The sequence below is a fragment of the Streptosporangium sp. 'caverna' genome (assembly GCF_003203775.1).
Lineage (GTDB): Bacteria > Actinomycetota > Actinomycetes > Streptosporangiales > Streptosporangiaceae > Streptosporangium > Streptosporangium subroseum.
In genome coordinates, this window is sequence record NZ_CP029711.1 from 7,313,756 (window position 1) to 7,326,579 (window position 12,824).

Sequence of the window (12,824 nt, forward strand, 5' to 3'; positions counted from 1 at the left end):
GGTGAGGCGGTGACCTCACTCACGATGAGGCAGTAACCCTTCACACATTCGAACAGGTCCGAGGAGGACGCATGGAGGCCACAGAGATCCGTTGCATGGTCGAGCTGGAGGACCGGCACTGGTGGTATCGCGAACGGCGTGCCGTCCTCGCCCGGGAGCTGCGCCGGCTCGGCACGCCGGGCAGGGCGCTCGACATCGGGGCGGCGGGCGGCGGCAACACCCGCGTGCTGGTGCGGCACGGATGGGACGCGCTGGTCGCGGACTTCTCCGAGACCGCGGTGCGGTTCGCCCGGGAGCGCGGCCTGAAGGCGATCCACGCCGACGCGCGGGATCTGCCCCTGCCCGACATGCGGTTCGACCTCGTGCTGGCGCTCGACGTGCTGGAGCACATCGAGGAGGACGACAGAGCCGTACGGGAGATCGTGCGTGTGCTCCGGCCCGGGGGAACGGCGCTGATCACGGTCCCCTGCGACATGGCGCTCTGGTCGGCGCACGACCTGGCGTGCGGGCACGTCCGCCGGTACACGCGGGACGGCCTGCGCACCCTGCTGACCGAGGGAGGCCTGGTCATCGACGCCATGTGGAGCTGGAACGTCCTGCTGAGACCGATCGTCGCCTGGCGCAGGAAGAAGAGCACCGGATTCGACCTCAAGGAGACGCCGCGCCTGGTCGGCGCCGCCCTCACCGCCGTGATGGTGGCGGAGAGGTACCTGCCGGTCAGGTCACTTCCCGGAGTCACCCTCACCGTGCGGGCGCGTCGCCCGCTGTGAGCTCGCCGTTCTCACGATCGCTCACCGTGCGGGCGCGTCGCCCGCTGTGAGCTCGCCGTTCTCACGATCGCTCACCGCCGTTCCCCCGGAGATCGGCCCGTGCCCGTCAGCGGCCCCGGCGATCGCTCACAGGGATGTGCCGTCCGCCATCCGGTAGACGGCGTAGTCGCCGGAGCGGAACCGCAGGGCCGCGAATCTCCCGATCCCGGGGCCGGTGCTCGCGTGACGTTCGTCGACGAAGAGCCAGCGCACCCCGTAGCGTTCCCGCAGCTGCCGCATCACGGCCGCCGAAGGCGAGACGAAGGCCTCGTCGTTCAACCGGACTCGTTCGGGGTCCCAGAACGGCAGGGTGAACGCCTCCTGCCCCGGACGCCAGTGCTCCAGGTTCTTCGAGGCGTACGCCCACCCCTCGACGAGCGCGCGGCGCTCGGACAGCGCGGTCAGCCAGAAGTGGCGGCTGTCACACGGGCTCTCACGCTCCCAGAGGCAGTGCGCGTTCGTGGCGACCAGGTCGTCCGGGTCCGAATGGTCACGCAACCAGCGTGCGGCGGCCAGTGTGCCCGTCGGGATCGCCGGGGTCGTTTCGACGGAGGCGTTCTCCGCGACGTCGTGCCCGACGGCGAGGACGCGGCCGTGCAGGTCGGCGGGGAGCCCGATGGCCGCGCACGCGACGGTCATCAGGGCCCACGCGCGAAGGCGTCCGCGGGTGAGGGTCAGGACGAGGGCCGCCGACGCCGCGACGGCCGACAACACGGTGTACGGCCGGTACAGGATGGCGTCGTCCTCCCCCGGACCCAGGGGAATCGTGACGCCGCAGATGAAGGCGACGAGGTAGAAGGCGGCAACCCCGGCGCCGGCCGCGAACGCCACCGACCGGAGTGACAAACGTGCCCGCCGCAGGACGGCGACGAGTCCATGGACCGAGACGATCGCCAGATAGGGATAGGCCCCCCAGAGGAAGAAGAGCTGGCTCCGGGTGGGGTGCCCGAGCAGGAACATCGTGCCGAGCCCCGCCGCGCCGATCCCCAGCATGAGGACCACCCCGGGCCGCACGAGCAGCCGCGGCCGACTCAGCAGCCCGAGGATTCCCGACCAGGTGACGAGCCAGCACAGCAGGAACACCAGCGTGATCCCGAGCGTCGAGGCCGGCGAGGGCGCCGCCCGGTCGCCCAGTCCCGTCCACTCTCCCCAGGCCGTACGCATGAAGGACAACGGGTCCACGACGGTGGCGTGAGACGCCCGGCCGAACAGCACCGCCTGCGCGTACAGGAAGCACGCGGCGGTCATCCCCAGTGCGGCCAGCGCGGGCCAGGGCGGCTGGCGCCTGCCGACCGCCTCGACCGCGGCCACCGCCAGCAGTCCCGCGCCGAGCAGGGGCAGGTAGGTGGCCTTGGCTCCCATGACCGCCACCAGGAAGACCCCGAGCAGGAGCCATGGACCGGCCTCCCGCCGCCGGCGTTCGAGAAGATCGACGAGAAGGAGCACCACCGGAGCGAACAGGAGCGTGCCGAAGGTCTGGGTGGGGCTCGTCCAGGCGAGATCCGGGATGCCTCCCCAGGTGAACACCCCGTTCGTTCCCAGATACAGGCTCGGCGCCGCCGCCAGGAGCGTCCCCGCGACGGCCGGCAGCGCTCCCGCGCGGAAGCCGATGACACGCCGCCCGATGGCGCCCAGGATGACGACGAACGCGGCCAGCATGGGCAGCATGGTCAGCCGGAGCAGCAGCATCAGGGGTTCCACCCCGGTCACCCAGCTCGCCGCCGCCATGTGCGCGTAGACGAACCAGTGGTAGAAGAGGGGCTCGCCGTCGACCATGGGCATGGTGGGCGGCATGTGATGCCTCAACTCGCCGATCAGCGCCAGGTGAAACGGCATGTCGCGGAAGGACGTCCCGAGCCCCGGCCAGGTGAGGGGGGTGACCCGGAAAACCGTGCGGGCACTCCAGGCGACCAGATACGCGATGGCCAGGGCGATGGACCATGACCACCAGATCGGCGCTCTCGGGCGGGGCTCGCCCCGCCAGTGCCGGCGGAGCCGGGGCACGGCGAGGAAGACCGCGTAGGTGGTGATCGGCCATGCCAGGACCAGCAACGGCAGCCCGACGGCCCGGGCGGCGATGTAGGCGAGCACTTCCACGGCGTAGCCCAGCGCCAGCCCCAGCGCGACCTCCTCCGCCAGCGTGCGCGTGCGGCGATGAAGGACGCGGATCAGCAACAGACCCGGAAGCGCCAGCCCCAGCGCGACGTACGCGCCGAAGAGGGCCATGTCCGAGGCCGGAACATCGTAGAGGCTCAGCACGGCCACCGTGAGAACGGTCACGAACGCCGCCGGCGACCACCTCGATATCGAGGAACGCCGTGTCCCCCGACGCCGATCGTCCTGCCCGGCCTCGTTCGCCTGAACGCCTCCCGCGGGCGCGAACGGGCTCGGCCCGGAACCTCGGACGGGCGAAGTTGTGTCCATGCACGCAAGCCTGGTGACCTCGGACGTCCGATGGAGACTCAGGCGCCCGCGCTCGGCGATGTCCTTGCCCGTTTTTGGCGAGGTCCGGCCCCGACCTTCCGTCACGGTGTCGGGGGTGAAGGCGGTCCTCGCCCTAGGGCCTGCACGGAGTTGAGATCAGAGGAACTCGCCTGCGCGTCGGTCTCCGATCCTGGTAGGCCATCGACATGGCGCGTGGAGACCTCACCGATGACGAATGGTCCTTGATCGAGCCTCACCTGCCCCTGGGTGAGCGCGGTCCGATCCCGAACCTGCGCCGGCCCCGCACTCGACGGTCGAGCTCGGCGAGGACCGGCTCCAGGAACGGATCGCCGAAGTAGTGGCCGCCGATGTTGGAGCTGATCATGACACCGTCCAGGCCGAGGGTGTCCAGGGCGTACTCGATCTCCTCGATCATCACTGCGGGGCTGTCGCCCCCTTTCCCTCAAGTGCCAAAGTCATGTCGAATTCCTTTTCATGCGGCAGAAGCGCACGGTGGACAGCTGCGGTAACACCGCAACACTGAGTGACCGGTTTCCTTGCGGCGCCGGTCCACTGTCCACGGACCCAAGCCATCAGGTCAAAGAATTCATATTGATAGTGTTCAGCACTGAATCTGATGGCACTACGGCTGGCCCAGCTCCAGCGACGCGGGGTGCAGCTCCCTGAGCAGATCCAGGAATGCCTCGGTCGGAGCACTGGGGCGGCGGCGCGCGGCCGTGGCGACGACGAGCTGCCACCGCAGATCGTGGTCGGCCACCTCCAGCACGTCCAGGCCCGTGTCATCGACGACCAGGAAGCGGCTGAGGAAGCCGATACCGAGTCCAGCACGGATGAGAGGGACGGCCATGGCGATGTCCGCGACCTCCAGAGTCACCTCCCGGTCCACCCCGGCCGTGGCGAAGGCCCGGTCGACCACCACGCGGTTGCCGAAACCCCGCGGGGAGTCGACGAACGGGAACTCCGCCAGCTGCGCCAGCAACACCCGTCCGGCACCCGCCAGCGGATGACCGGCGGGCACGTAGAGCCTGAGCGGCGCGTACGCCAGAGGCCGGGCGAGCAGGCCGGTGGGCAGCGGGTCCGGTAGCGACAGGAACGCGACGTCGATGCGGCCGTCACGCAGCTGCTGTGCCAGGTCGGCCGAACCGCCCGCGGCCGCCCGCAGCCGTACGGTGACGGCAGGATGCCTCTCCCGCAGCGCACCCAGAAGACCGGCCAGATCCACGACGTCGATCGACGTCAGCGTGCCCACGGTCACCTCACCATGGAGAGTGCCCTGCGTGCGGTGGACGGCGTCCTTGGCCGCTCGTGCAGCGCTCAGAGTCTCGCGAGCTCGGGGCAGGAAGGCTCGACCGGCCGCGGTGAGCGACACGGCTTGCGGGGTGCGAACGAACAGACTCGAACCCAGCTCGTGCTCCAGCACCTTGATGGTCGCTGACACTCCGGACTGGACGACATGCAGGTTCCTCGCCGCCTGGGTGAAACTGCCCGTGTCGGCGACGGCAAGGAAGTGTTCGAGGTGACGTAGCTCCATCTCATCAGCATCACACATTTTGATCCTTGTGATGAAAATGAATCATTGGACGCGATGAGCCTCCGAGTGTGACCGTGAAAGGCGCACCCACCCATCACGCCGAGGAGGCGCGGGCATGTCCTTCCCACCGCACGCAGCGGAGCAGCCTCTGCTCCATCCCTACGATCTCGGAGCGGTCCGGCTGCGGAACCGCATCGTGATGGCGCCGATGACCCGGGCGCGCGCCGACAACGCCGAGCTGGTTCCGACAGCACTGCACAGTGAGTACTACCGGCAGCGTGCCGGCGCCGGCCTGATCGTGTCTGAGGGCCTGTGGATCAGTCCCGGCGCCATCGGTGCGATCAACGTGCCCGGCATCTACAGTCAGGAGCAGGTGAAGGCCTGGCGGACGGTGACCGACGCGGTGCACGCGGAGGGCGGCGTAATCTTCGCCCAACTCGCGCACACCGGAGGGGCCTCGCACCCGGCCTTCCGCGGCGGGCATCTCCCGGGTGCCCCCTCTGCGGTCAATCCCGGCATCAAGGTCTTCACGCCCACCAGCGGGCAGGTCGACACGGTCACCCCAAGAGCATTGTCGGCCGAGGAGATCGCGGAGATCGTCGAGGAGTACCGGACGGCCGCCGTCAACGCGCAGCGGGCCGGTTTCGACGGGGTGGAGATCCACGCACAACGTGGCTATCTCATCGCCCAGTTCCTCAATCCCTCGCTGAACCTGCGCACCGACCATTACGGCGGGAGTGCCGAGAACCGGGCCCGCTTCCTCTTCGAGGTGCTGGACGCGGTGACCGCCGTCTGGGCACGGCACCGGGTCGGCGTCAAGTTCGCCCCGCACCAGGTCATCGGCACCGGCTCCGTGTCGCCCGGGGTCCTGGCAGGCCACGAGTACGTCGCCGAACGTCTGGACGACCACCGCCTTGCCTATCTGCACCTGATGATGACCCGCCGCCCCAACGAGACAGTCACCGCCGATCAGCGCCTCGAGTCCCTGAAACGGTTCCGGTCTCTCTACCGGGGCGCCCTCGTCGCCAACGCCAGTCTGGACAGGGAGTCCGGCAACGCAGTGATCGCGGAGGGCCTGGCCGACCTGGCCTCCTACGCACAGCTGTTCATCGCCAACCCCGACCTGCCCACGCGCTTCGCCCACGGCCTACCGCTCGCGGAGGCCGACCGCGCAACCTTCTACCAGGGCGGCGCAGGCGGATACACCGGCTACCCGGCGGCCGATCGAAGCCTGCCCCTGGAGGCATGAGCCGACGTTGGGGCGAGTCTCCCCAACCCATCGGCTCGGTCACGAGGGACGGGGAGGCGACCTCACCCTGGACACGGCACGCCGCCGACAAGGCCTATTCCTCCCGCGGCAACCGCGTCTATCTGCGCCGGCGGCGCATCAAGGCCGTCATCCCAAAAAAAGTGACCAGGCGGCCAACCGTAAGAACCGCGGCTCCCGGGGCGGCCGCCCGGTCAACCATGATCCAGAGCTTTACCAGCAGCGCAACGCGGCGGAACGCTGCATCAATCGGATCAAGGAGTGGCGCGGGCCGGCCTTCCGCTTCGGCAAGACTCCCGGCGGCTACCTCGCCGGCCTTTACCTACGGGGAACCATCTTGTGGGTCCGAAGCCTCCGATCCACCTAAAGATCCGAAGTCCGTACAGGCCCTAGCTCCCCTTCCGGTCCACGGCCACGGCGCTGGGCGCGGGCTCCGGAATCAACCGTGACAGCAACTGCCTCATCGGTGTCTCGATCCTGTCCGCCAGCAGCACGCATCCCACGACCACCAGCACGATGAAGATCGGACCGAGCAGGGGCGAGTCCTCGATCTGGAGACCGAAGATCAGCAGCAGACCGGAGAAAAAGGCGAGCGCCGGCAGGTGCAGCGCGTAGACGGCGTACGACGCGGCCCCGGTTTTCTCGCAGAAAAGCCTCGTCATCCCCGAGGTCTCGCTCTTCGCGCCGAGCAGCACGAGCAACGGAAGCACGACCAGTGCGCAGAACAACTGGCCGTAGGCGCCCAGTGGCAGCAACGCCATCACCGGAATGGCCGCGAGCAGCAGGCCGGGTGGAACGCGGCGAAGGGTCACCGCGCCGTGGAATCGATGAAGGAGGACTCCCAGCATGAACGAGTAGACGACACGCGGGAAGCCGGGCAGGAACGTGTTCCATCCCATGCCGACGGCGGTGGTCTTGAACAGGAAGGTGTCCACGACCAGAAGCGCCCCGGAACCGATGACGACGGCGACCAGAAATCCGGTGCGCTCGAGACGACGCCAGAAGACGACCCAGATGAGGTTCGCGGCCAGCTCGAAGAATATCGACCACATGACCGCGTTGAAGGGAAACAGGTACCTGTCGAACGGTGCCGGGAGCATGACGGCCGCGAACGGAAGGCTCGGAAGGATCCTCGGCCAGTTCCAGATGTCCGGACCCTGGTAGTACTGAGCCATCAGCACAGCCTGCAGAATCCCCAGGGTCGTTCCGAGCAGATACAGCGGGTAGAGCCGCACGATCCGTAAACGCAGGAAGTGCAGAGGAGTCATGCCCGCGCGGAAACGAGGCTCGTAGACATGCGCCAGGACGAATCCGCTGAGAACGAAGAACAGGTCGACGGCCATCTGCGCGGAGAGCAGCCAGCTTCCGAAACACTGCGGCATGTGGTGCGCCACGATGCATATCGCGGCGACCCCGCGGATCCCGTCAAGCGTTCGAAAGCTCCTCGCTGTCATCGATGCGTCCTTAATCTTGCCTGGCCAGAGGTGCGAAGGCGCCTTGACGGGCGCGGCACCGGACATCGTCACCGGCATTCGTCCCATGAGATGCCCAGGTGTGAACACGCGTCCGGCTTCGTGTTCCAGCCGATGGAATGGTTGCGTGAGCGACAGCGAAAACGTCGGCGGTCGCATCGTATGTATTCGCTTGCCGCGATTCGGGGACTTCCGAGTCGCGGCATCTGCAAGTCTGTGGAACAGGTCGGCATGAGAGGGCCAACACAAGGGAAAACCGCCGGATCCCGGCAACCGGAGTCGAGACGCCGTCGCGCCCTCCCGTGACGCTCCTTGTCAGTCGCGCCGCGCCGCCGAGGTCATCTCCTCGTAGAGGTGCTCGAACCACTCGGCGGTGTCCGCCATCTCGACGCCCTCCGAGCTGGCGGCGGCTCCGGAGCACAGCAGGCGGTGCACGTCGGGTTCCATCGCCTCAAGGATTCCGGCGGCCAGCGCGTCCGGCGACCCCGGCTCCGTCAGGATCCCGTTCCAGCCCGAGCGGACCAGCTCCGGTATGCCTCCCACCTCGGTGGACACCACCGGCACCCCTGCCGCGAGCGCCTCCATGACCACCACGGGCAGCCCCTCGTAGTGCGAGCTCAGGACCACCAGGTCGGCCGCCGCGGCCAGTCGCCCCGCCTGCCGCACCCGGCCCAGGATCCGCACGCGGCCGCCGAGCCCGCGCCGCTCTATCTCCCCGGCGACGTGTTCCTTCAGCGGCCCGTCGCCGGCCAGGAGAAATACCGCGTCCGCCCGTGCCCGAAGCACCTCGGCCGCGGCCTGGATCAGCAGCGAGTGGTTCTTCTCGGGCCGGAAATTGGCGACGCAGGCCACGAGGAACGCCCCTTCGGGGACGCCGAACTCGCACCGGACGATCGCGGAGCGCGTCGCCCACAGCCGCTGCTCGGTGACGTCCACGCCGTGCACGCGGGTCAGCAGGCGTCGAGCCCCCCGAACGGAGGGTGAGTGCGCCACCTGCGACGAGACCGCGACGGTCCGGTCGTCGAACCTGCGGGTGAGCCGGTCGGCGAGCATGCTGATCCCCGTCGTCAGACGGTTGAAGCGCACGGTGGTCGGTCGCCGGCAGTAATGGACCGTCGACACCAGGAGTGGCCGCCGCCGAGCGAGCCGTACGAACGGCCAGAGCACGGCGGCGGGCGTCGGCGAGTGCACGTTGAGCACGTCGGGGGCGAGCCGCCGAACCGTTCTGACAAGGTCGGCGTAGACGAGTGGGCGCGGGCTCGGCCCGAGGTTGACGACCGTGATGCCCGAGGCCCGCAACCGTTCTATGAGCTCGTCGGTCGACGCCTGGAGGCATACGACCGTGTAGTCCTTGTTCGCTCTGGGAGCGCGCCGGAGCCGCTCCACGAGAAGCACCTCGGCGCCTCCGGCGTCAAGGGTCTTGACGACCTCGCACACGCGCAGGTCCCTCATCGCGCGTCGCCGTTCCGGGAGCCCGTGGGCAACGCCGCACGACACCATTCCTCGACCCGGCTCGCGACCACCGGCCAGTCCAGGGCCGCGACCGCTCGCATCCCCGTCTCGCCCATCCGGCTCCGGGCCTCCTCGTCGTCGAGCACGGCGCCGAGCACGGCGACCAGGTCGTCCAGCGAGCCGGACCGGAAGGTCCGGTAGACCCCGTGGTCCGGCACCACCGGATCCAGGGACGCCTCCGACGAGAGGACCACGGGCGTGCCCAGAGCCAGCGCCTCAAGCGCGGCCGTGGGCACCCCCTCGCCCTTGCTCTCCAGGCGGCGCGAGGCCAGCACGAAGACCTGCGCGCGCCGGACGAGCTCGTAGATCTCTTTCCTGCCCAGGTGACCGGCCAGCTCGATCGCTCCGCCGGTTCCCGAGAGTTCGCGTAGCCGGTTTCGCTCCGGGCCCTCTCCGGCGATGACCAGCCGGGCTCCCGGCCGGGTCCGCCGGAGGACGGCCATGGCCTCGATCACGAGTTCGTGGTTCTTCACCGGATCCAGGGAGCCGACGCTGACCACGAGGCCCGGGACGCGGACGACCGGACTCCGGAAGCCGGAGACGCTTTCGAGGTCGAGCCCGCTCGACATGGCCAGGATCCGCCTCGGATCGACCCCCAGCTCGACGAGATCCCCCTGCGGCCGGGTTCCCAGGGCGATGAACGCGTCGACCGTCCTCAGCGCCCTGCGCGCCATCGGACGATGTCGCCTCGTCATGGCGCCGTGCACGGTGAGCAGCAGTGGAATGCCGCGTCGCCGGCAGACCGGCCCCAGAACGGCCGCCTCAACATGATCTCCATGAAGGTGGACCAGATCGGCGGGACCGGCGTCTCGAAGTGCCCGCCCGACCTCGGCCGCGAACGCGAGCACGTCGGACCTCGCCCCCAGGGCCACCGACAGTGGAGTCGGCCGGGTGGGCAGTACCGTCGCGCCCTCCGGCACGACGTCCCCTCGCCGGAACGCGAGCGTCACCTCATGACCGCGCTTCAGCTGTTCTCGGGTGAGGCATTCGACGTGCCGCTCCTTACCACCCGGTTCCGGCGGAACGCTGTAACTCACACGGAGGATTCTCATTTCCGAAGCCCGCCCATCCGATCGCGTATCGGTGCGGGCAGCGACGGAAGCAGCTGCCCTCCCTGCTCCGTCCTGGTCCACGCGATCGCGGACAGCAGGCTCGTGACCAGCACGATCGGAATTCGCTGGCGGAATATCAGGCCGACGTTGGCCATCGTCGTCGCATAGGCGATCGTGCTCGGAATGATGAACAGCACAAGGACGAACAGCAGCGTGCGATCGTGGTTCCACAACCGGCGGGCCCCGCGCACCGCGCTGTAGACGAGGTAGTACCAGAAAAAGGTGTCGATCTTTCCCAACTGCAGCGCCAGGCTGCCGCTCATCCAGGGAAACGGAGCCAGAAGCGTGTAGAGGAGCTTGGGCCCGAACGCACCCCACGCGTTTCCGCTGTCCTCGAACAGCACGCCGGAACCACCGTCGGCATTGGCGTTGCGCACCACCGCCGACTGACCGTGATCCAGCTGTTCCTGCATCATCGACAACGGCGAGTTTCCGCCCGCGCCCTCAATGAGCGCCAGGACGACCGCGAGCAGCACCGTGGAGACGACCAGGCCGCGCATGGACAACCTACGCTTGATGCTCGAAAGCCCAAAGATCAGCGGCAGTCCGCACATGAAGACCATGTACGGTCGCACATGCCAGAGCGCCCACAGCAGCGGGATCAGCAGGAGCAGCTTTCCCACGTCGAAGCGCCGTACGCTCGAGGCGACGAGACCGAGGCAGGCCACGACGAGGAACGCGTTGATGCCGTCCTTGAACGTGTCGGACGTGTGCACCAGGAAGGCCGGAAGAAAGGCCACGAAGATCAGCAGCCGGAACGCCGCGGGCTCGTCGGCGCCGATGAGCCGCGCGAACCTGTACATGACGACGCACAGACCGCAGGCGATGAGGGCCACGACCGCCGTACAGGCCAGCGGAGCCGGTCCGCCGACCAGGTAGACGACGGCCCCGAAGAGATTGCACGGCACCTCGACGGAGTACAGGGATCCGATCTGCTCGGAGGTGACGAACCGGAAACCCTCACGGTTCCAGTACGCGGCGACCTCCAGCGCCCTGGTCTGGTACGTGTGGTTGTCTCCGCCGTAACCGATGACGCCGGACCGCATCACCAGAACGTGCACGATCAGGCGGACGAAAAAAGCGGCGAGCACCACCGGGAGCACCCGGTTCGCCGCTCTCCTGTCCAGGCTCGCGTGAACCATCAGAACGCAGAGCGCCGTCAGCGTCACGACAAGGACGTACTCCATGAAGGAAGCACCTCCGGTCCACATCATGATCATGGTATGGAGAGCCCGTCACATGGTCGAGGTGCTGACAAGTGATTCCGCCGAGGCGCCGTCGGCCGTGAGACCGGACCCGATCCGCCGGTCATTTGACGCCGCGGATGACGTACATTCCACGTCGCCGTTCGATCGAGACCTCGCGCAGCGCCAGATCCCTGGTCCAGCGTTCGACGCTCCGGCGCGACTGCGGCTTCTCGTACCGCGGTGACAGCCAGTCGAACGTGTCCAGCACCGACCAGTTCCTCAGCGTCTCCCCGTTTCTCAGGCCCAGGTGCCGGTGGTTCGCGACCGGCACCAGACGGGCGAGGTACGGGCCCACCCCCGGGGCGGCGGAGAGCGTCATGGACAGCGGAAGCAGGCGCGGAACGGCCCTCTCCACCAGTGGATAGAGCTTCGCGGGAGACATCCGCCTGGTGAAGGGCCGCAGCAGTTGCCGGGGGTGCGGATAGGCGACGATCGCCGCGTAGACATCGACGCAGAAGCGGCCTCCGGGCCGCAGATACCGCATTATCGTCTTGAACGTCCGCTCGACGTCCGGCGTGTGCTGGATGACTCCGAAGCAGAGCAGGAAGTCGAAGGACTCCTCGGGAAAGGGCAGGTCGTAGATGCTCGCCTGCACGAGCCGCAGGTTGGGAAAGCGGCCGTTCGAGGCGGCGTTGGCATGGACGGCGCTGGAGATGTCGAACGACGTCACGGTGGCGCCGGTCTCGCACAGCACCTCGGTGAAGCGCCCCGCGCCGCTGCCGCATTCGAGCACGCTCCGGCCCCGCAGCTCGTCCGCGGACCAGCGGCTCCCGGTCATCAGGCGATCGCGTGAGATCGGCATGCCGGTGTAGGAGTCAAGCTGCGTCAGCCGATGCCGGTTCCACTGGAATCCGAATCCCTCCGCGTAGTTGTCCCGGGGAACGAACCGTGGAATCCCGTTGTCGATCGGATACCCCGCCTCGCACATGTCGCATCGAAGTTCGTCCCCGTTGCCGAGTGAGCCACCGCAGCGGGGACAGCACAGTGCGGAGTGCCAGGGAATCCCAACGCGGGCACTGCCGGGTACGTTTTCCGCAAGGGTCATTCGACTGCCCATCCAGCGAGAGAAGAGGGAGTTCGACGCCGCAGCCGGACCTCGGAGTCGCCCTGAGGAAGTCATCGGCCAGGCACGTATGCGAACCGGACATGTTGCCATGAGCGTTGAAACGACGTCGTTCGACATGCTCGCGTTCAAGCTCGCACGGCACCGCCGGGACCAGGGCGTTCACCCGCACCCTTATGGGCAACGATCTTCGCAGTCATTACCCGCAATTAAAATTCGCCGCGACACACATCGCTCGCGGCCCGGTCCTGGACGGCCCGGTATGGTCACTCTCGGTATGGTCGCGATGACGTTGGGAAGCCTGGAGGTGGCTTCCTCAGGGCCGCGGCAGGCACGGAGGGCCCCCGGCGCGACCGGCGCGCGGCG

The 12,824-nt window shown here is 68.1% G+C and carries 10 protein-coding genes; 2 read left to right on the forward strand and 8 right to left on the reverse strand.

The features are described from left to right. The first annotated feature begins 71 nt into the window (after positions 1–71). Positions 72–770: a bifunctional 2-polyprenyl-6-hydroxyphenol methylase/3-demethylubiquinol 3-O-methyltransferase UbiG gene (locus DKM19_RS31955; protein WP_110700815.1), complete on the forward strand. Its 699-nt coding sequence runs from the start codon at positions 72–74 to the stop codon at positions 768–770. A 126-nt stretch (positions 771–896) separates the two neighbouring features. Here the strand turns inward: DKM19_RS31955 and DKM19_RS31960 are convergent, their stop codons facing one another. The 3 genes from DKM19_RS31960 to DKM19_RS31970 form a co-directional block, all read right to left on the reverse strand. Further along, a complete protein-coding gene (locus DKM19_RS31960) occupies positions 897–3,089 on the reverse strand; it encodes a hypothetical protein (RefSeq protein ID WP_110700817.1) in 2,193 nt (730 codons plus the stop codon). A 397-nt stretch (positions 3,090–3,486) separates the two neighbouring features. Continuing rightward, the gene (locus DKM19_RS31965; protein ID WP_162641924.1) at positions 3,487–3,672 is read right to left on the reverse strand and encodes a hypothetical protein; all 186 of its coding nucleotides are present in this window, start codon (positions 3,670–3,672) and stop codon (positions 3,487–3,489) included. A 204-nt stretch (positions 3,673–3,876) separates the two neighbouring features. Continuing rightward, entirely contained in the window at positions 3,877–4,803 is a 927-nt protein-coding gene (locus tag DKM19_RS31970) for a LysR family transcriptional regulator (protein WP_204358338.1), read from the reverse strand. Positions 4,804–4,900: 97 nt separating this feature from the next. Between DKM19_RS31970 and DKM19_RS31975 the strand changes: the two genes are divergently transcribed. Continuing rightward, a complete protein-coding gene (locus tag DKM19_RS31975; RefSeq protein WP_110700823.1) occupies positions 4,901–6,034 on the forward strand; it encodes an alkene reductase in 1,134 nt (377 codons plus the stop codon). A gap of 407 nt (positions 6,035–6,441) precedes the next feature. Here the strand turns inward: DKM19_RS31975 and DKM19_RS31980 are convergent, their stop codons facing one another. The 5 genes from DKM19_RS31980 to DKM19_RS49945 all read right to left on the reverse strand — a co-directional run bounded on the left by DKM19_RS31980 (position 6,442) and on the right by DKM19_RS49945 (position 12,323). Then, positions 6,442–7,506, reverse strand: coding sequence for an acyltransferase (locus DKM19_RS31980; protein WP_162641926.1), 1,065 nt, complete (start codon positions 7,504–7,506; stop codon positions 6,442–6,444). 333 nt (positions 7,507–7,839) lie between these two features. Further along, positions 7,840–8,976 (reverse strand): glycosyltransferase, encoded by a 1,137-nt coding sequence (locus DKM19_RS31985; protein ID WP_162641927.1) that lies wholly within the window; start codon positions 8,974–8,976, stop codon positions 7,840–7,842. Further along, on the reverse strand, positions 8,973–10,073 hold the full coding sequence (locus tag DKM19_RS31990) for a glycosyltransferase family 4 protein (protein ID WP_162641929.1): 1,101 nt from the start codon (positions 10,071–10,073) through the stop codon (positions 8,973–8,975). Before DKM19_RS31990 ends, DKM19_RS31985 begins: the two co-directional genes overlap by 4 nt. An 11-nt stretch (positions 10,074–10,084) precedes the next feature. Continuing rightward, positions 10,085–11,335, reverse strand: a complete 1,251-nt coding sequence (locus DKM19_RS31995; RefSeq protein ID WP_162641930.1) for a hypothetical protein — start codon at positions 11,333–11,335, stop codon at positions 10,085–10,087. Between the two features lie 121 nt (positions 11,336–11,456). Further along, positions 11,457–12,323, reverse strand: coding sequence for a bifunctional 2-polyprenyl-6-hydroxyphenol methylase/3-demethylubiquinol 3-O-methyltransferase UbiG (locus DKM19_RS49945; protein WP_162641932.1), 867 nt, complete (start codon positions 12,321–12,323; stop codon positions 11,457–11,459). Positions 12,324–12,824 lie beyond the last annotated feature (501 nt).

Bases quoted from the DNA above. Each gene is read 5' to 3' on its own strand.
- DKM19_RS31980 (WP_162641926.1), bottom strand. From the start codon at position 7,506: ATGACAGCGAGGAGCTTTCGAACGCTTGACGGGATCCGCGGGGTCGCC.
- DKM19_RS31975 (WP_110700823.1), top strand. From the start codon at position 4,901: ATGTCCTTCCCACCGCACGCAGCGGAGCAGCCTCTGCTCCATCCCTAC.
- DKM19_RS31985 (WP_162641927.1), bottom strand. From the start codon at position 8,976: ATGAGGGACCTGCGCGTGTGCGAGGTCGTCAAGACCCTTGACGCCGGA.
- DKM19_RS31955 (WP_110700815.1), top strand. From the start codon at position 72: ATGGAGGCCACAGAGATCCGTTGCATGGTCGAGCTGGAGGACCGGCAC.
- DKM19_RS49945 (WP_162641932.1), bottom strand. From the start codon at position 12,323: ATGTGCGAGGCGGGGTATCCGATCGACAACGGGATTCCACGGTTCGTT.
- DKM19_RS31995 (WP_162641930.1), bottom strand. From the start codon at position 11,335: ATGGAGTACGTCCTTGTCGTGACGCTGACGGCGCTCTGCGTTCTGATG.
- DKM19_RS31970 (WP_204358338.1), bottom strand. From the start codon at position 4,803: ATGTGTGATGCTGATGAGATGGAGCTACGTCACCTCGAACACTTCCTT.